The organism is Streptomyces sp. CA-106110, from assembly GCF_050936285.1.
Lineage (GTDB): Bacteria > Actinomycetota > Actinomycetes > Streptomycetales > Streptomycetaceae > Streptomyces.
The window spans coordinates 8,224,239-8,241,549 of record NZ_JBNJNB010000001.1 but is presented as its reverse complement, the minus strand read 5'-3'; the positions used below and the strand labels follow the sequence as shown (position 1 = coordinate 8,241,549).

The following is a 17,311-nucleotide window of genomic DNA, read 5'->3' as shown; positions in this document are numbered from 1 at the left end:
CCATGGCGGGACCCGTCCTGGAAATGCGCTCGATCGTCAAGACCTTTCCCGGCGTCAAGGCGCTGTCGGACGTCACCCTGACCGTCCGTCAGGGCGAGGTCCACGCCATGTGCGGGGAGAACGGCGCCGGGAAGTCCACCTTGATGAAGGTGCTCTCCGGCGTCCATCCGCACGGCACCTACGAAGGCGAGATCCTCTTCGAGGAGGAGATCTGCCGCTTCAGGGACATCCGGGCGAGCGAGCAGCACGGCATCGTCATCATCCATCAGGAGCTGGCGCTGGTGCCGTTCCTGTCCATCGCCGAGAACATCTTCCTTGGCAACGAGCACGCCACGCGCGGCTTCATCAACTGGAACGACACCCTCAAGCACGCCACGGAACTGCTGCGCCGCGTCGGTCTCGACGAGCACCCGGAGACCAGGGTCGCCGACATCGGCGTGGGCAAGCAGCAGCTGGTGGAGATCGCGAAGGCGCTGTCGAAGTCGGTGAAGCTGCTCATCCTCGACGAGCCGACGGCGGCCCTGAACGACGAGGACAGCGGCAAACTCCTCGATCTCATCCTGGAGTTGAAGAACCAGGGCATCACCTCGATCATCATCTCCCACAAGCTGAACGAGATCCGCCGGGTCGCCGACTCGGTGACCATCCTGCGCGACGGACGCACGATCGAGACGCTCGATGTGAAGGCGCCGGAGACGACCGAGGAGCGGATCATCGCCGGCATGGTGGGCCGCGACCTCGACCACCGCTTCCCCGAACGCACTCCGCACGAGGCCGGGGAGGACGCGGCCCCGGCGCTGGAGATCCGCAACTGGACGGTGTTCCACCCGATCGACCAGCAGCGCAAGGTCGTCGACGATGTGTCGATCCAGGTGCGGCGCGGAGAGATCGTCGGCATCGCGGGACTGATGGGCGCCGGGCGCACCGAGCTGGCGATGAACGTCTTCGGGCGCGCCTACGGCCGCTACGCGAGCGGCACGGTGCTCAAGGACGGCCGGGAGATCCGTACGAAGACCGTCGCCGAGGCGGTCGGACACGGCATCGCGTACGTCACCGAGGACCGCAAGCACTACGGACTGAACCTCATCGACACGATCAACCGGAACATCTCGCTGACGGCGCTGAAGAAGGTGGCGAAGCGGGGCGTGGTCGACGAGCACGAGGAACGGCAGGTCGCCGAGGGCTACCGGAAGTCCATGAACATCAAGGCGCCGACCGTCTTCGAACCGGTGGGCAAGCTGTCCGGAGGCAACCAGCAGAAGGTCGTCCTCAGCAAGTGGATCTTCTCGGGGCCCGATGTGCTGATCCTGGACGAACCCACGCGCGGTATCGACGTGGGCGCCAAGTACGAGATCTACACGGTCATCGACCGGCTGGCCGCCCAGGGCAAGGCGGTCGTCTTCATCTCCTCCGAGCTGCCGGAGCTGCTCGGTATGTGCGACCGCATCTACACGATGGCCGCCGGAAGGCTGACCGGTGAGGTGCCGCGGGCCGAGGCCACGCAGGAAGTGCTGATGCGCCATATGACGAAGGACAAAGAGGTGACGCGATGAGCGCCGATGTGACCGCGAAGACCCCGGCCCCCGCGCCGCCGGGCAGAGGCGGATCGGCCGGCGGCGAGGGTCTGCTCCAGCTGATGTTGAACGGTCTGCGCCGCAACATGCGGCAGTACGGCATGCTGATCGCGCTCGGCCTGATCGTCGTCCTCTTCGAGATCTGGACCGGCGGGGACCTGCTGCTGCCGCGCAACGTCTCCAACCTTGTGCTGCAGAACAGCTACATCCTGATCCTCGCGATCGGCATGATGCTGGTGATCATCGCCGGGCACATCGACCTCTCGGTCGGTTCGCTGACGGCGTTCGTCGGCTCGTTCGCCGCCGTGCTGACGGTCAGCCATCATGTGGCGTGGCCCCTCGCCCTGGTGCTGTGCCTGCTGGTGGGCGCGGTCGCGGGCTCGGTCCAGGGGTTCCTGATCGCGTATCTCGGCATACCGTCGTTCATCGTCACCCTCGCCGGGATGCTGCTGTTCCGCGGTCTGACGGAGATCCTGCTCAAGGGGCAGACCCTCGGCCCGTTCCCGGACGGGCTGCAGAAGATCGGCAACGGCTTCCTGCCCGAGGTCGGCCCGAACACCAACTACCACAACCTCACACTGCTCCTCGGCCTCGTGCTGATCGCAGCCGTGGTACGGCAGGAGATGCGGGACCGGCGGCGGCAGCAGGAGTTCGCCCTCGACGTGCTGCCCGGGCGGCTGTTCGCGCTGAAGCTCGTCGCACTGGTCGCCGCGGTGTTCGTCCTGACGCTGCTGCTCGCCAGCTACAAGGGTGCCCCGATCGTGCTGATCATCCTCGGTGTCCTCGTGGCCGGCTACGGCTATGTGATGCGCAACGCCGTCTTCGGCCGCCACATCTACGCGATCGGCGGCAACCTGCCGGCGGCGAAGCTGTCCGGCGTCAAGGACAAGCGGGTCACCTTCCAGGTGTTCCTGAACATGGGCGTGCTCGCGGCCCTGGCCGGTCTGGTCGTCGCGGCCCGCCTGAACGCGGCCTCACCGAAGGCGGGTGTGAACTTCGAGCTCGAGGCGATCGCCTCGTCGTTCATCGGCGGCGCGTCCATGAGCGGCGGTGTGGGCACCGTCCTCGGCGCGATCATCGGCGGTCTTGTCCTCGGCGTGCTGAACAACGGCATGAACCTTCTCAGCGTCGGCACCGACTGGCAGCAGGTCATCAAGGGCCTGGCCCTGCTGGTGGCGGTCGGCTTCGACGTGTGGAACAAACGCAAGTCCGGTTCGTGAGCCGGCAAGGCCCCCACCCGGCGGTGGGGGCCTTGCGCTTCCTCGTGCGACCCGTCCCCGACTCGCCGGGCGCGTGACGCGCCACCAGCGGGAACGGTTCCCGAAGACACATCTCTTTCACATCAGTTGAACACCGCCTCCCGCGCATCCGTATGAAAGGGCGGCCCGTGCTCCCCCCTGCACGGGCCATCTGAAAGTCGACGGGCCCGGTCGTCCCCACCGGGCCCGCCTCATACGGAGGTTCCATGGCCGACAACGTCACCTCGCTCTTCCGCAGCACCGCAGCGCACAGCCCCTCGATGGCAGCGCTGACGCGGGAGGGTGGCGACGGTACCGGCCCGGTGGACTTCTGCATCCCGTGCAACCCGTACTTCCCCACGTCCGCCATGTTCGACGAGATGGCGACGCGGCTGCGCGAGATCGTCACCTACTACCCGAGCAGCGCCGACACGATCACGGCCGAGCTGTGCAACCTGCTCCAGCTGCCGCCGCAGTGCGTGGCGATGGGCAACGGCTCGACCGAGCTGATCACCTGGATCGACCACCTGCTGGTCCGCGAGTCCCTCGCCGTCCCCGTCCCCACCTTCGGCCGCTGGACCGACCAGCCGATGGAGACCGGCAAGCGCGTCGACATGTTCCCGCTCCAGGAGTCCAGCGGATTCGCCCTGGACCTGGCGCAGTACGCCGAGTTCATCCGCAGACGCGGCACCCGCGTCGCCGTCGTCTGCAACCCGAACAACCCCGACGGCGGGTTCGTGCACCGTCAGGCGCTCGTGCAGTTCATGGACGCGATGGCGGATCTGGACCTCGTGGTGATCGACGAGTCGTTCCTGGAGTTCGCCGACGCCGAGAACGAACCGAGCGTCGTCCAGGACGCCGTGATGCGCCCGAACGTCATCGTGCTGCGCAGCCTCGGCAAGAACTTCGGCCTGCACGGCATACGGTTCGGCTATCTGGTCGCCAACCCCTCGCTCGCGGGCAAGGTCCGCTCGATGCTGCCGAAGTGGAACCTCAACTCCTTCGCCGAGCACGTGGTGTTCATGCTGAAGGAGCACGCCTCCGAGTACATGGAGAGCCTGCACCAGGTCCGCCGGGACCGCCTGGACATGTCGCGCCAGCTCTCCCAGCTCCCCGGCCTGACGGTCTACCCGTCGCAGGGCAACTTCCTCTTCGTGCGCCTCCCCGTCGGCGCCGAGGGCACCGTGGTCAGGGACCGGCTGCTGACCGAGCACCGGATCCTGGTCCGCGAGTGCGGCAACAAGATCGGTTCATCCAGCCGCTTCCTGCGGCTCGTGGTGCGCCCCGAGGTGGACGTGCGTCGCCTGGTGTCCGCCATGGAGCAGGTGCTCTACGGGACCAGGAGGGGAGCCGCCGTGCCCGAGCTGAGCACGGGGACCAGCTACAGCTCGGGCACGGCGGCGGTGGACCGGCTCGTCAGCCAGACGAACGGGGCCGGTGTCATGGGACTCGCCTCCCAGGCCGCGTCGATGCCGCTGGCCCCGGGCTCGGCCCCGGCGCCCATGCCCACGCCGGCTCCGCTGCCGACGCCGGCTGCCCCCATGCCGGCACCCGTGCCCATGCCCGCTCCCATGCCGGCACCCGTGCCCATGCCCGCTCCCATGCCGGCACCCGCGCCGATGCCGGTACCGATGCCCGCCCCGGCAGCCGCCGTCCCCATGGCCCCCGCGATGCCGCCGGGGGTCACTCCGGCCCCCGCGACCGGCTTGCAGCCCGTTCCGCAGACCGGTCTGCCCGGGCTGGCGGCGGCCGCGCAGAACCGGCGCGGCATGCCCGCCGCGGGCGGCCTCACGGCCGCCCAGGTCCGCGGCCGCACCCAGCCGGAGCCGGTCCCCGAGCCGACCGGCTGGCCGGCGGCGGGTGCGATGTACAACCAGGTCGGCTGAGCCGCCCCTCACCCCCACCGACCCTCCGTCGCCCACCCGGCGCGAGCCGGACGGGTGCCGTGTGCCCGCAGAGACGCCCCAGGCCGGTCGGACTGCTCTGCCGAGGGCTTCCACCCGCTCGGCAGATCGATCTCGACGCGCACGGTCTTGCCGGGCGGCGGCTCGCGGTCCAGCACCTCCCACCGGTCCGCGAGCGCGTCGACGAGCACAAGCCCGCGGCCGCTCTCCGCCAAGGCTGCCGGTGACCGCACCGCACCGGGCGCCGACGGGTGCGGCGGCCCGCTCCGGGTGTCGCTCACCTCGATCCGGACGCTGCCGGTGACCAGGGACAGCCGCAACTCGAAGTCCCTGCCGGGTACGCGGCCGTGCGTCACCGCGTTCGCGGCCAGTTCGGCGACGATCACGGCGGCGGCCTCGGAAGTGTCCGTCCCGTGCGGGACGCCCCAGGTGTGCAACTGGTTCAGCGCAAGGTGCCGGGCCAGCCGGGCGCCGCGCGGGATGGCGCTGAGGCGCTGCGCGAACACACGTACGGTAACCGGGCCTTGGGGAGTGGGGGGTGCGGTCATGCGCCCAATCTGGCGGGCGGGAGGGGCACTTCACCAGGTCGACAGCACGTACGCTGCGGCAGCGTACGCGTTCACCGACTGGACAGTACCAGTTACTTTCCGTGACCATGGCCGCGGGAGGTGGCTGACGGTGGTCGATGGTGCGACGGGTACGGGCGGGGAGCCGGAGTCCTCGGACAGTCTGCGGACGTTCGGGGCGGTGGTGCAGGCGTTACGGGAGCACGCGGGGCTCAGTCGGGACCAGTTCGGCGAACTGGTGCGGTTCTCCAAGCACACGGTCGCGTCCGTGGAGCTGGGGCGCCGGATGCCGATCGGTGCGGACGGCGCCTGGTCCCGGATCCGCCCGCTGCTGTCCCCGGCCGTACCCGCCTACACCGGCGTCTCCTTCGTCGAGACGGACCTGCACGAGGCGGCCGTGCGGCATCCGGCGACGGCCGAACTCCTGGGCGGGGGGATGATGTTCTCGCTCGCCGACGGCAGGGGCTTCCTCACGCACCTGGAGACCGACGGCTCGATCCACGCGTACGTGGCCGTCAAGGCCCCCGAGGACTGGCTGCCCGGCATCGACTTCACGGACCCGGCCGCTGCCAAGGCGAAACTGCTGGGGTATTTCGAGGGCTGGGACGACCGGTTGCGTGCTCTCGTCGCCGACGCGGACGGCACGCCGACCCCCCGTCAGATCCACGCCCTCCCGGTCGGCCACCGCTGGAACCGCACGCCCGGGGTGACCCTTCTCGGCAACGCGGCCCGTCTGATGTCGCCGTTCGCGGGCGAGGGCGCGAACGCGGCGATGCAGGACGGCGCGGAACTGGCCACGGCGCTCGCCGGGCACCCCGGCGACCCCGAAGCCGCACTCTCCGCGTACGAACACGCCCTGTTCCCGCGCGTCGAGCGGGCCGCCGCCGAGTCGGCCGAGGGCCTCGCTCTCCTCTTCGGCCCGGACCCCGTACGGAACCTCGTCGCGATGATGAGCGGCGGCGCCTCGTAGTCCGGGTTCCGGTCAGGGGTTCTCCCAGGCCGCGGGTTCCTCGGCCAGTGCCCGCACCGGGGCCGGCAGCGTGCCCGTCGCGATGTCCGCGAGGGTGACGCCCTCCAGGATGCGGCGGACGTTCGCCCGGACCGCGACCCACAGCGGCAGCAGCGGCTCCGCGGGCCCGGTGTAGGCGAGCCGGTTCGGGCGTTCGCCGCGCACCGAGACGATCGGGCCGTCCACCGCGCGGATGACGTCGGCCACGGTGATCGCGTCGGCCGGGCGCGCCAGCCGGTAACCGCCGTTGCCGCCGCGCCGACTGTCGACCAGGCCGCCGCGGCGCAGATCTCCGAGGATCCCCTCCAGGAACTTGTGCGGGATGTCCTGCGCGGAGGCGACGGTCTCCGCCTTCACCGGATCGCCGCCCTGGCGCACGGTCAGCTCCAGTGCCGCCCGTACCGCGTAATCCGCCCGTGCCGAGATCCTCATACGCTCATTGTGATGCCTGTCACCGGCCACAATGTCGGCAGCCGCGCCCGTGAGGAGACTGTCCTGGTGTTGAGCAGACGTACCTTCAGCGCGCTCGTCGGCACCGCCACGCTCGGCCTTTCGCTGGGCGGGAGCGGTGAGGAGTGCGCCGCCGTCACCGCGCCGACCGGTCCTGTCCCCGAGCCGCCGGGTGCGGACGGACGGGACCACTCGGTGGGCTTCGACAAGTACTCGATGATCGTCGACGGCAGACGGGTCGTGCTGTGGTCCGGCGAGGTGCATCCGTTCCGGCTGCCGAGCCCTTCACTCTGGCGGGACGTCCTGCAGAAACTGCGCGCCCACGGCTACAACACGATCAGCGTCTACGTCTCCTGGAACTACCACTCCCCGGCCCCCGGCAGATACGACTTCACGGGCGTGCGTGACCTCGACCTGTTCCTGCGCACGGCCGCCGAGACGGGGCTGTACGTGACCCTGCGCCCGGGCCCGTACATCAACGCCGAGGTGGACGCGGGCGGCTTCCCCGGCTGGCTGACCGCCACCGAGGGCACGGCCCGCACCGCCAACCCCACATACCTGAGGCATGTGGACGAGTGGCTGACCGCCGTGAACCGGATCGCCGTCCGGCACCTGTACACCAAGGGGACCGGCACCATCGTCCTCTACCAGCTGGAGAACGAGTACGCGAACCACGTCACGGAGGCGACGGGCCGCGACTACATGGCCCACCTCTACCGGAAGGTGCGCGCGGACGGCGTCGACGTGCCGCTCTTCCACAACGACAAGGGCAGGAACGGCCACTGGGCGCCCGGCACCTTCGACACGGGCGGCGGCGAACAAGGGCGTTGGCTGTACGCCTTCGACGGCTACCCATCGCCGTTCCAGGTGCCCCCGGACTGGGGGTACTTCGGCCCCGGAGGGACCAAGGGCGGGTCGACCGCGAGCCCCGACACCCCTGGGTTCCTGGCCGAGTTCGGGGGCGGCTGGTTCGATCCGTGGGGCGGCGCCGAGTTCGACGGCAAGGGGTACGCGGAGTCGCGCCGCACCCGGGACGCGGCCTACGAGCGGCGGTTCTACCTGACCAACCTCGCCAACGGCATCAAGGTCCACAACGTCTACATGACCTTCGGCGGCACCTCATGGGGCTGGCTGCCCGCGCCGGTCGTCTACACGTCGTACGACTACGGGGCCGCGCTGGACGAGGCCCGGCAGCCGACCGCCAAGCTGGTCCCGATGCACCAGCTCGGCCATCTGCTGTGCAGCGTGCCGGATCTGGCCAAACTCGACCGCGCCGAGGACATCGATGCCGGCGGCGGTCCGGGCCTGAGGGCCTATCACCTCGTCAACCCGGACACCAAGGCGCACGTCTACGTGCTGCGGAACGACACCTCCACCGAGGCCGTCGCCGCCGTCCCTCTCTCCGGGACCACCGTCCGCGTGGCCCTCCCCGGCCGCGACGCCCGGCTGCTGACCACCGGCCTCTCCCTCGGCCCGCGCACCCTGCGCCACTCCACCGCCCAGCCCATGCTGTGCCTGACCGCGGGCCGCCAGGACGTCGCCGTGTTCACGGGCCGCTCCGGCGAGGCGACACAGACCGTCCTGGAGTGCGCGAGCAAACCGTCCGTCACCGTGCTCGAAGGCGATGCCCTGTACGAGTACCGGGACGGGGCGCTGCACGTGGACGCCGGGCTCGGCGGTCTCACCCGGGTGCTGGTGGAGGGCGGAGGAGTGCCGCGACCGCTGCTGCTGCTCCTCGCCGACGACCAGACGTCCGTACGGCTGTGGCGCCATGACACCCCGTCGGGCTCCCTCCTGGTGTACGGGCCCGCGCTGCTGCGCACCGCCGTCCTGCGCGGCACGGCCGCGCGCCTGACCGGCGACACCGTCGAGCAAGCGGACCTGGAGGTGTGGGTACCGCGCGGGGTGACGGAGGTCGTCTGGAACGGGCGGCCCGTGCCGGCACGCGTCACCGCCTCCGGCAGTCTGCGCGCCACCCGGCGGCTGCCAGGTGCGGGACCGGTCCGGCTGCCCGCGCTGACCGGGTGGCGGCGGAAGGCCGAGAACCCCGAGTCGGCCGCCGGCTTCGACGACTCGGCATGGCGGACGGCCGACCGGACGTCCTCCTACAGCACGACACCCGTGCCCGCGGGAGCACCCGTCCTCTTCGCGGACGACTACGGCTTCCACTACGGGGACGTCTGGTACCGGGGCCGCTTCGAGGACGCGGCGGACGCCGGGTCGGTCTCGCTCTCGTATGTCACCGGCACCCAGGGGCTGCTGATGGCGTGGCTGGACGGAGAGCCGCTGGGCACGCACCGGATGCCCGTGCCGGACAAGAAGACGGTGCGGCAGGCGACATGGGCGGCGACGGCGACGTTCCCGCTCCCGCCGGAGAAGGGGCCCGCGGTGGGCAAGGAGAAGGAGTCCCACGTCCTGTCCGTCCTCGTCCGCCGGATGCAGCACGACCAGGACGGCCGGGCCGACGACACCCACAAGGCGGGACGGGGACTGGTATCCGTGTCCTTCGGCGGCGCGTCGCCGAGGGTCGGGTGGCGGATCCAGGGCGGGGCGGCGCCCGATCCGGTGCGCGGCCCGCTCAACAACGGCGGGCTGTACGGGGAGCGGCACGGCTGGCATCTGCCTGGCTTCGCGGACGGCGACTGGCAGTCCGTCGCTCTGCCGCGGGCCGAGCGGCTACAGGGCGTGGTCTGGTACCGGACCGGATTCCGGCTCGCGGTCGATCCCGGGACGGACGCGTCGATCGGGCTGACCCTCACCGACGACCCGGACCGCGCCTACCGGGTGCAGATCTTCCTCAACGGCTGGAACATGGGCCAGTACATCAACGACGTGGGTCCGCAGCACACCTTCGTGCTGCCGAACGGGGTGCTCGACACCCGGGGGGAGAACACGCTCGCTCTGGCGGTCCTCTGCGACGGGACGACGCCGTCGGGCCCGGGGGCGGTGGAGCTGACGCTGCTCGGCCGGGCGTCCGGAGGAGTCCCGGTGACCCGGGTGGACTCTCCCGGCCCGACGGGCGCGGCCTAGACCGCCGTCCCGCGGGGCAGCACGGCATGGGCGATGCCGGTGAGGTTGCCCTGCAGGATGAGGATCTCCCTCTGGCCCGATCCGTCGAGACCGGCGGCGTAGACGTTCCCGGCCAGGTCGGTGATGTACATACGGCCGCCGTCCGGATCGAGGGCGATGCCGATGCCCTCCATCAGGTGGGTCATCAGGATCTCGGGCGTCCGCCGGCCGCCCGGCGGGTCCGTCGGAGCGCGGTTCACGGTGTTGCCGCGCGGCGGGTCCCCTCGATCCGTCCAGTACAGCATGTGCTCGGCGAGGTCGAGTTCCAGGTCGATGGGCTCCGGGAGACCGTCGAACAGCACCTCGATGTCGCCGCGTTCGGCCGGGCTCTCCCCTGCGGGCAGGCCGATCCCGGCCCGCAGGATCCTCCCGAATCCGGCGTCGCTCGGGCCCTTCTGCGTCCAGTAGAGGTGTCCGGCGGCCGGGTCGACCGTGACGCCCACGCACCACTTCGTCTCGTCGCGGCGGTCGTCCTCGCCCTGTCCTGCCTGCACCAGGGTCTCGAGGTGCGAGCCGTCGAGGTCGCAGCGCATCACGCGCATGCCCTCGCGATCGCCCCAGTACAGCTTGCGGCCGGCGGCCTCGAGGTGGAGCTGCTTCGGCGTGTGGGTGACGCCGCTGGGCACGATCGTCGTCCGGTTGCCTCCGTCCAGGTCCACTCGTTCGATCGAGCCGTCGTTCTCCGGCGGGAAACCCATGTTCGTCCAGTAGATGTGCCCGGCCACCACGTCGACGGCGACCCCGTCGGGGATCCTGCACCCGGTGACGAGGACCTTCTTGGCTGAGCCGTCGGGGTTGACGGAGAACAGGCGGCCGTCGCTGCTGGCCTCGAGCACGAACAGTCTTTCCTGGCGCCGGGTCACGGTCCTTCCTCCGCCGGGCGACCGGCCGCGGCGGACGGTTCGTGCTCGGCCCGCACGGCCAGCAGGGCGGACAGCATCGCGTCCCGCCGGGCGTCCAGTTCGTCGATCGAGCGGCCGCCCGCCTCCTCCAGGACGCCGTTCACGATCGTCTCCTTGAGCTCGGGCGTGAACTCGGGAGTGCCCAGGTGCTGCCAGGACTCCACCATCCGCGGCATGAGGGTGTCCATGAAGTGCTGGATGCCGCCCTCTCCTCCGCCGAGATGCCACAGCAGATGGGGGCCCATGACTCCCCATCTGAGCCCCGGCCCCCAGGACACCGCGTCGTCGGAGTCCGCCACGTCGAGCACTCCCTCCTGGACCAGATAGACGACCTCGCGGTACAGCGCTTCCTGGATCCGGTTGGCGACGTGCCCGGGGAGCTCCTTCTTGAGGTGAATCGGTTTCTTGCCGATCGCGGCATAGAACGACATGGCCTCCCGGATCGTCTCCGGCGCGGTCCTCGTCCCGCCGACGACCTCGACCAGCGGGATGATGTGCGGCGGGTTGAAGGGATGGCCGATGACGGTCCGCTCCGGATGACGGCACTCGGCCTGGATGACGCTCATCGTGATGCCCGACGAACTCGACGCGATGATCGCGTCCGGCGGCGTGGCATCGTCGATGTCGGCGAACAGCCGGACCTTCAGCTCCGGGCGCTCCGGTGCGTTCTCCTGTACGAAATCGGCGTCCCCGAGTGCCTGGCGGAGGTCCGCGGTGAAGCTCAGGCGCTCCGGCGAGGCGTCGGGTGCGAGCCCGATGGAGGCCGCCGCGTCCCATTTCGCCGCCACGTACGACCGCAGGGCCGTCTCCGCGGTGGGGGCGGGGTCGGTCGCCGTGACGTCGAAGCCGCGGACGAGATAGTGCGTCGCCCAGCTCGCACCGATGGTGCCGGTCCCGACGATCGCCACGCGGCGGACGGTTCTGTGCGCATTCATGGCTGGTCACTGCTCCTGGAAGTCGTACGCGGGCTACGGGGGAAGGAATCGGCCGGCCTGGCCGGCATCAGCGGCCGTGCCAGACGGGGGCGCGCTTGTCGGTGAACGCCCGTGCGCCTTCCTGCGCGTCCTCGCTGGCGAACACCCCGCTCGTGAGCTCGTCCTGCCGCCGGAAGGCGTCGCTCTCGTTCAGGCTCTGCGTCTCGCGCACGACCTCCTTGACGGCCGCGAGCGCCAGCGGAGCGTTCCGCCCGACGCGCTCCGCCAGTTCGCGGGCCACGCCGAGCGCGGCGCCGGACGGGGTCAGCTCGTTGACGAGGCCGTGCTCCTTGCCTTCGGCGGCGGTCAGCGGCTCCCCCGTCAGCAGCACACGCATCGCCACGTGGTGCGGCAGGCGGCGCGGCAGCCTGACCAGTCCGCCCTCCGCGGCCACCAGCCCGCGCATGACCTCGGGGAACCCGAAGCGGGCGTCCTCCGCCGCGACGATCAGGTCGCAGGCCAGCACCATCTCGAAGCCACCGCCGAGCGCCCAGCCCTCGACCGCGGCGATCAACGGCTTGCGCACGGTCGTTCGGGTGAGTCCGCCGAATCCCCGGCCGGGGAGCACCGGCAGCTCACCCCTGGCGAATGCCTTCAGGTCCATGCCCGCGCTGAACACCCCGCCCGCGCCCGTCAGGACGCCGGCCGTCAGCTCCGGGTCCCCGTCGAGCAGATCCACGGCCGCCCCGAGCTGTACGGCGACCTCGTGGTCCACGGCGTTCTTCTGCTGCGGGCGGTTGATCGTGATCGTCAGCACTCCGGCGCGGCGATCGTGCAGCACCACGCCCGGCGCTCCGGAAGCCGTGCTCATCGCGACGCCTCCCCTTCCGGCGCGCCGGGAATCGCTCCCTCGGCGTGCAGTTCGGCGATCTCGTCGGGGCCGAATCCCAGCTCGGTGAGGATCTCGTCGGTGTGTTCGCCCAGGTCCGGTGCCCGCTTCGCCGGGATCTTCGGCACGCCTCGCAGATTGACCGGACTGCTGATGGTCTCCTCCAGCCCGGTGACCCCTTCCTGCGGCACGACGATGTCGTTCACGCGCAGCTGCGGGTCCTGCACGGCCTCCTCCGGTGTCTGAATGAGGCTGAAGGTGACGCGTTCCCGGGCCAGAGCGTCCTTCCAGTGGGCGAAGGGCCGTGAGCGGAACTCGGCGTCGAGCAGCTCGGCCAGCGCGCCGGCGTACTTGACGAAGCCCTCGGTGTCCGCGAAACGGGGATCCTCGAGCAGCTCGGGGTGTCCGATGGCCCGCGTCAGTCCCGGCCAGTGCGGGGGTGAGGCGACCAGCATGAACCACTCACCGTCCGCGGTCAGATAGGGGTTGATCAGCGGGTTCGCCGGCGCCTTCCGGTCGTGCAGCTCGAACGGCGTGCCGCCGGCGAGCGCGCCGGCCACGAGCGTTCCGGTGGCCCAGACGCCCGTCGCGAGCAGCGAGGTCCCGACACTGGCCCCTTGCCCCGTCCGTTCGCGGCGGTACAGGGCGGTCACGATCGCGGCGTAGATCGCGATCGCCGTCATGTAGTCGCCGCTGCCCCAGACCGGCACGGTCGGCGGGGCTCCCGCGTCCCGGGTGGAGGCCAGCAGCCCGCTGCGCGACCAGGCGGCGGTCAGGTCGAAGCCCGGCTGCCCGGCGTCGGGCCCGGCATCCCCGAAGCCCGTGATGTCGGCGTAGACGACCTTCGGGTTCCAGCCCGCGATCTCGTCGTAGCCGAGGTGCAGCTTCTCGCGCGTGCCGTGCGGAAAGTTGGTGATCACCACGTCGGCCCACTCGACGAGGCGCTTCAGGATCCTGGGGGCCCCCGGGGACTTCAGGTTGATCACCATGCCGCGCTTGTTGCGGTTGGCGAGGTGCCAGCTGTAGTTGGCCTGTGCCCGGGGGCTGGGGGGTACGGAGCTCAGCCCCCGCTGAGGGTCGCCCGCTCCCGGTGGCTCGATCTTGATGACGTCCGCTCCGAAGTCGGAGAGCACGGTGGCCGCGGCCGGTGCCGCGATGAAGCTCGACGCGTCGAGCACCTTCAGGCCGGTGAAGACGGATTCGATGGTCATGGCCATCACTTCACGAAGGCGCTGAGGCCGCCGGTGACGGCACGTCCGACGATGAGGGTCTGGATCTCCCGCGTGCCCTCGTACGAGTAGAGGGCCTCGGCGTCGGCGACGAAGCGGCCGACCTTGTAGTCGAGGACGATGCCGTTGCCGGCCAGCAGCTCCCGCGCCCACCCCACGTTCTCCCGCATGCGCACCGTGCAGTAGGCCTTCGCCAGGGCGGACTGCTCGTCCCGGTACACCCCGGCGTCCTGCAACTGGGCCAGCCGCGTCACCATCCCGCACGAGGCCGTGGCGTTGCCGAGCATCTTCACCAGCAGGTCCTGCACCAGCTGGAAGCCTCCGATCGGGCGGCCGAACTGCTCGCGCTCCTTCGCGTACTGCAGGGCGATCTCGTAGGCGCCGAACATCACTCCCACCGCCTGCCACGCCACCCCGCTGCGGGTCCGGCGCAGGATCTCGGCAGTCTCCTTGAACGAGTTCGCCTTCTGCAGCCGGTTGGCCTCCGGGACGCGGCAGCCCTCGAGCACGATGTCGGCGTTCTGCACGATCCGCAGCGCCATCTTGTGCTCGATCTTCGTCGCGGTGAACCCGGGGGTGTCCTTCTCCACGACGAAGCCCAGCACATGACCGGTCTCGACATCACGGGCCCAGACGACGACCAGGTCGGCGAAGGTGGCGTTGCCGATCCACCGCTTGGCCCCGTCCAGGACCCATCCGTCGCCGTCCCGGCGCGCGGTGGTCTGCAGGCCGCCGGCCACGTCGGAGCCGCCGTGCGGCTCGGTCAGCGCGAAGGCGCCGATCTTCTCGAAGCGGCTCATCGCCGGCAGCCAGCGGCGCTGCTGTTCCTCCGAGCCGCAGGTGAGGATGGTGCCCATGGCCAGACCCGTGTGCACACCGAAGAACGTGGCCATGGATGCGTCGGCGTGCCCGAACTCCAGCGCGATGAAGCCCGCGAGGAGGTTGCTCGGCTTGGATTCCGAGGAGTCCGGGTCCGCCCAGTCCAGCAGCCCCAGCCGCCCGAAGCCCTCCACCAGCTGGAAGGGGAACTCGGCCCGGGCCCAGTAGTCGTCCACGATCGGGTCCACCTGCGTGCGCAGGAACTCCCGGATGGACTCGATCGTCCCCCGCTCCCCGTCCGACAGCAGTTCCTCGTAGGCGTAGAAGTCCGCGGGCAGCAGCCCTTTGTCCAGGTAGGGGCCGGAGGGTGTGGGCAAGGTCGTGGTGCCGCTCATCGCAATCTCCCTCAAGCGCTGCGGGGCATGGCTCGGAGATCCGCGCCCGTCAGCGCTCTCCCTGCCCGGCGTATCGGTTCTTGGCGCGTATTGAACGCGGAACCGGGGCCGGTTGCCCGGACCCGCGCCGACCGCGGGTGCCGATGTCGCCGCCGACCACCCCAGTGGCCCGCCGCCCGCCCCGTGCGGGAGAGGCCGGGACCTTCCTGGTGACCGGCTGCCCGAACCGGGATCGCCTTCCCGGACAGGGGGGCGAGGGCTGCGCTCGGGACGGCGCTGTGGAGAACGGCGCTGATGCCGCCGTGCCGCGGTGGTCCCGGCGACCTGGTGGGGCCGGCCCGCACCGGGTCGGCGCGGGCCCCGGCTTCGGTGAGCGCGACAGGGTGCCCGGTGCGGGCCATGAGGCCCTCCCGGGGAGGGACGGAACGGCGGCGAGGCGGGGGAACGCGGCCCCGCCCCGCCGCCGCACGGGACCCTGGAGCGGGTGTCAGCCGGCGAAGGCCGGCTGCGGCAGGCCCGTTCCGGCGCCCGGTACGACGAGCACCGAGCCGGAGAGCGGATGCGGGGCGTCCGGACCCGTGCGGGCCGTGGTGATGTAGAGGTCGGCCAGGTCCGCCCCGCCGAACGCACAGGCGGTGGGCCGGGGCACGGGCAGTTCGAGTACGCGGTCCAGCTCTCCGGAGGGGGTGTAGCGGTGGACCGCCCCGCCGTCCCACAGGGCGACCCAGACGCAGCCGTCGGCGTCGACGGCGAGCCCGTCCGGGAAGCCGCGGTCGACCCGCGCGAGCGGGCGCCGATCGAGGGGGAGTCCGTCGTCGCCGACGTCCAGGACGTCGACGCGCCGGGTCGGCGAGTCGACGTAGTACATCAGCCGGCCGTCGGGGCTCCAGCCCGTGCCGTTGCTGACGGCGACGTCGTCCAGCACCGTGCGCACCGTGCCGTCCGGGGCGATGCGGGACAGCGAGCCCCCGCCGGGCGCCTCGTCGTAGCGCATGGTGCCCGCCCACAGCGAGCCGTCGGGGGCGACGGCCGCGTCATTGGCACGGCGGCCGGGCACGGGTTCGCGGAGCAGCCAGCGGAAGTCACGGCCGCCCGGCCCGTAGAGGCCGACGCCGTCCCGGAGGTTCACCACCAGGCCGCCGCCCACACGCGGCTTGGCGGCACCCACATGCTGCTCGGTCGCCATGACGATGCGGTGCCCGGAGGCGGGGTCGTACGTGTGCACGCGCGAGCCCAGGATGTCGACCCAGATCAGCCGCCGGGCGCCGGTGTCCCAGGTCGGCCCCTCGCCGAGGGCCGCCTCCGCGCGTACGGCGACCTCGAACCCCCTCATGCGGCACCCCGGTGGCCGAGCCGCTCGGAGAGTTCCCCGGCACCCTTCCTGGCGAGCTGCTCCAGTTCGCCGCGGCGCTCGTCGCTCCAGCGGATCATCGGGACGGAGATGGAGAGAGCGGCCACCACTTGCCCGGTGCGGTCGCGCACCGGTGCCGCGACACAGCTGACGTCGGGGTTGGACTCGCGGGTCTCCACGGCGACGCCGCGGGCGCGGATCTCGCCCAGGGCCTCCCGCAGGACGGTCGCGTCCGTGATGCTGTTCGGGGTCATCGCGGCGAGCTCGGCACCGTCCGGGATGCGCGCGGCCAGTTCCTGCTCGGGAAGGGACGCGAGGAGCATCTTGCCGACCGAGGTGCAGTGGGCGGGCAGCCGGCGGCCGGCCGCCGACACCATGCGCACGGCGTGCGTGGAGTCGACCTTGGCGATGTAGATGACGTCGGTGCCCTCGAGGATCGCCACGTGCACCGTCTCGTCGCAGGTCTCGGCGACGGACCGGGCGACCTGCTGGCCCTCGGCGGCGAGGTCCAGCTGCTCGGCGTAGCGGCTGCCGAGTTGATACGGGCGCACGCCGAGCCGGTAGCGTCCCGGCTGGCCCGGCACCGGGACGACGTACGAGCGGGCGGCGAGCGTGGTGACCAGCTCGTGCACGGTGGTGCGCGGCAGCTGGAGCTTGCGCACGATGTCGGGGGCCGAGAGCGTCCCGTCCCCGTCGAGGAAGAGCTCCAGTATGTCGAGAGCCCGGGTCACGGCAGGTACGAGGCGTCCCACGACCGGCCCCCTCTCCTGTGTTCGAAATTTCAACTGGTGATCGGCATGGCGAACACAGGCTAGTCACAGTGGGCTTGGCCGGGCAATGGCCGTGCGGTGCGTGCGACGGTGGTCCGGGGCCGCCCGCCCCCGGGTCACGGGGTGCCGGGGATGGGCCCGAAACCCTTCTCGCGGGCTTCGTCCGGCACTGCCGCCCGGAAGGCCGGGCGGGCAGTACGGTGGGGCGCGTAGACCCTCGACCGAGACGCAA

14 protein-coding genes are annotated in these 17,311 nt (G+C 71.1%); 5 read left to right on the top strand and 9 right to left on the bottom strand.

Annotated features, from left to right (window positions below):
• The first annotated feature begins 2 nt into the window (after window positions 1-2).
• The 3 genes from mmsA (at window position 3) to ACQEXA_RS37955 (ending at window position 4,698) form a co-directional block, all read left to right on the top strand.
• A complete protein-coding gene (gene mmsA / locus ACQEXA_RS37965; RefSeq protein WP_432927283.1) occupies window positions 3-1,553 on the top strand; it encodes a multiple monosaccharide ABC transporter ATP-binding protein in 1,551 nt (516 codons plus the stop codon).
• Window positions 1,550-2,794, top strand: a complete 1,245-nt coding sequence (gene mmsB / locus ACQEXA_RS37960) for a multiple monosaccharide ABC transporter permease (protein WP_432927285.1) — start codon at window positions 1,550-1,552, stop codon at window positions 2,792-2,794. The genes mmsA and mmsB overlap by 4 nt, the downstream gene beginning before the upstream one ends.
• A gap of 245 nt (window positions 2,795-3,039) precedes the next feature.
• Window positions 3,040-4,698 carry a pyridoxal phosphate-dependent aminotransferase gene (locus ACQEXA_RS37955; RefSeq protein WP_432927287.1) on the top strand — a complete coding sequence of 553 codons (1,659 nt, stop codon included), beginning with the start codon at window positions 3,040-3,042 and terminating at the stop codon, window positions 4,696-4,698.
• 8 nt (window positions 4,699-4,706) lie between these two features.
• Here ACQEXA_RS37955 and ACQEXA_RS37950 read toward each other — a convergent pair whose 3' ends face one another.
• Window positions 4,707-5,264, bottom strand: coding sequence for an ATP-binding protein (locus tag ACQEXA_RS37950; RefSeq protein ID WP_433132294.1), 558 nt, complete (start codon window positions 5,262-5,264; stop codon window positions 4,707-4,709).
• On the opposite strand from ACQEXA_RS37950, the gene ACQEXA_RS37945 reads away from it, so the two are divergent.
• Window positions 5,197-6,252 (top strand): FAD-dependent monooxygenase, encoded by a 1,056-nt coding sequence (locus tag ACQEXA_RS37945; protein ID WP_433132292.1) that lies wholly within the window; start codon window positions 5,197-5,199, stop codon window positions 6,250-6,252. The genes ACQEXA_RS37950 and ACQEXA_RS37945 overlap by 68 nt on opposite strands.
• Before the next feature lie 12 nt (window positions 6,253-6,264).
• On the opposite strand, the gene ACQEXA_RS37940 is transcribed toward ACQEXA_RS37945, so the two are convergent.
• Window positions 6,265-6,723, bottom strand: a complete 459-nt coding sequence (locus ACQEXA_RS37940) for an RrF2 family transcriptional regulator (RefSeq protein WP_432927292.1) — start codon at window positions 6,721-6,723, stop codon at window positions 6,265-6,267.
• A 63-nt stretch (window positions 6,724-6,786) separates the two neighbouring features.
• Here ACQEXA_RS37940 and ACQEXA_RS37935 point away from each other — a divergent pair, with 63 nt between their 5' ends.
• Window positions 6,787-9,771 carry a beta-galactosidase gene (locus ACQEXA_RS37935; RefSeq protein ID WP_433134719.1) on the top strand — a complete coding sequence of 995 codons (2,985 nt, stop codon included), beginning with the start codon at window positions 6,787-6,789 and terminating at the stop codon, window positions 9,769-9,771.
• On the opposite strand, the gene ACQEXA_RS37930 is transcribed toward ACQEXA_RS37935, so the two are convergent.
• The 7 genes from ACQEXA_RS37930 to ACQEXA_RS37900 form a co-directional block, all read right to left on the bottom strand.
• Complete coding sequence (locus ACQEXA_RS37930; protein WP_432927293.1) at window positions 9,768-10,673, bottom strand: 3-hydroxyacyl-CoA dehydrogenase; 906 nt, start codon at window positions 10,671-10,673, stop codon at window positions 9,768-9,770. The two genes, ACQEXA_RS37935 and ACQEXA_RS37930, sit on opposite strands and share 4 nt — an antisense overlap.
• Window positions 10,670-11,647, bottom strand: coding sequence for a 3-hydroxyacyl-CoA dehydrogenase NAD-binding domain-containing protein (locus ACQEXA_RS37925; RefSeq protein WP_432927295.1), 978 nt, complete (start codon window positions 11,645-11,647; stop codon window positions 10,670-10,672). Before ACQEXA_RS37925 ends, ACQEXA_RS37930 begins: the two co-directional genes overlap by 4 nt.
• Before the next feature lie 67 nt (window positions 11,648-11,714).
• The gene (locus ACQEXA_RS37920) at window positions 11,715-12,497 is read right to left on the bottom strand and encodes a crotonase/enoyl-CoA hydratase family protein (protein WP_432927297.1); all 783 of its coding nucleotides are present in this window, start codon (window positions 12,495-12,497) and stop codon (window positions 11,715-11,717) included.
• Entirely contained in the window at window positions 12,494-13,726 is a 1,233-nt protein-coding gene (locus ACQEXA_RS37915; RefSeq protein ID WP_433132290.1) for a CaiB/BaiF CoA transferase family protein, read from the bottom strand. The genes ACQEXA_RS37920 and ACQEXA_RS37915 overlap by 4 nt, the downstream gene beginning before the upstream one ends.
• Before the next feature lie 5 nt (window positions 13,727-13,731).
• Window positions 13,732-14,958, bottom strand: coding sequence for an acyl-CoA dehydrogenase family protein (locus ACQEXA_RS37910; RefSeq protein WP_432927300.1), 1,227 nt, complete (start codon window positions 14,956-14,958; stop codon window positions 13,732-13,734).
• 487 nt (window positions 14,959-15,445) lie between these two features.
• Window positions 15,446-16,291, bottom strand: coding sequence for an SMP-30/gluconolactonase/LRE family protein (locus tag ACQEXA_RS37905; RefSeq protein WP_432927302.1), 846 nt, complete (start codon window positions 16,289-16,291; stop codon window positions 15,446-15,448).
• Window positions 16,288-17,061: an IclR family transcriptional regulator gene (locus tag ACQEXA_RS37900; protein ID WP_360996663.1), complete on the bottom strand. Its 774-nt coding sequence runs from the start codon at window positions 17,059-17,061 to the stop codon at window positions 16,288-16,290. Before ACQEXA_RS37900 ends, ACQEXA_RS37905 begins: the two co-directional genes overlap by 4 nt.
• Window positions 17,062-17,311 lie beyond the last annotated feature (250 nt).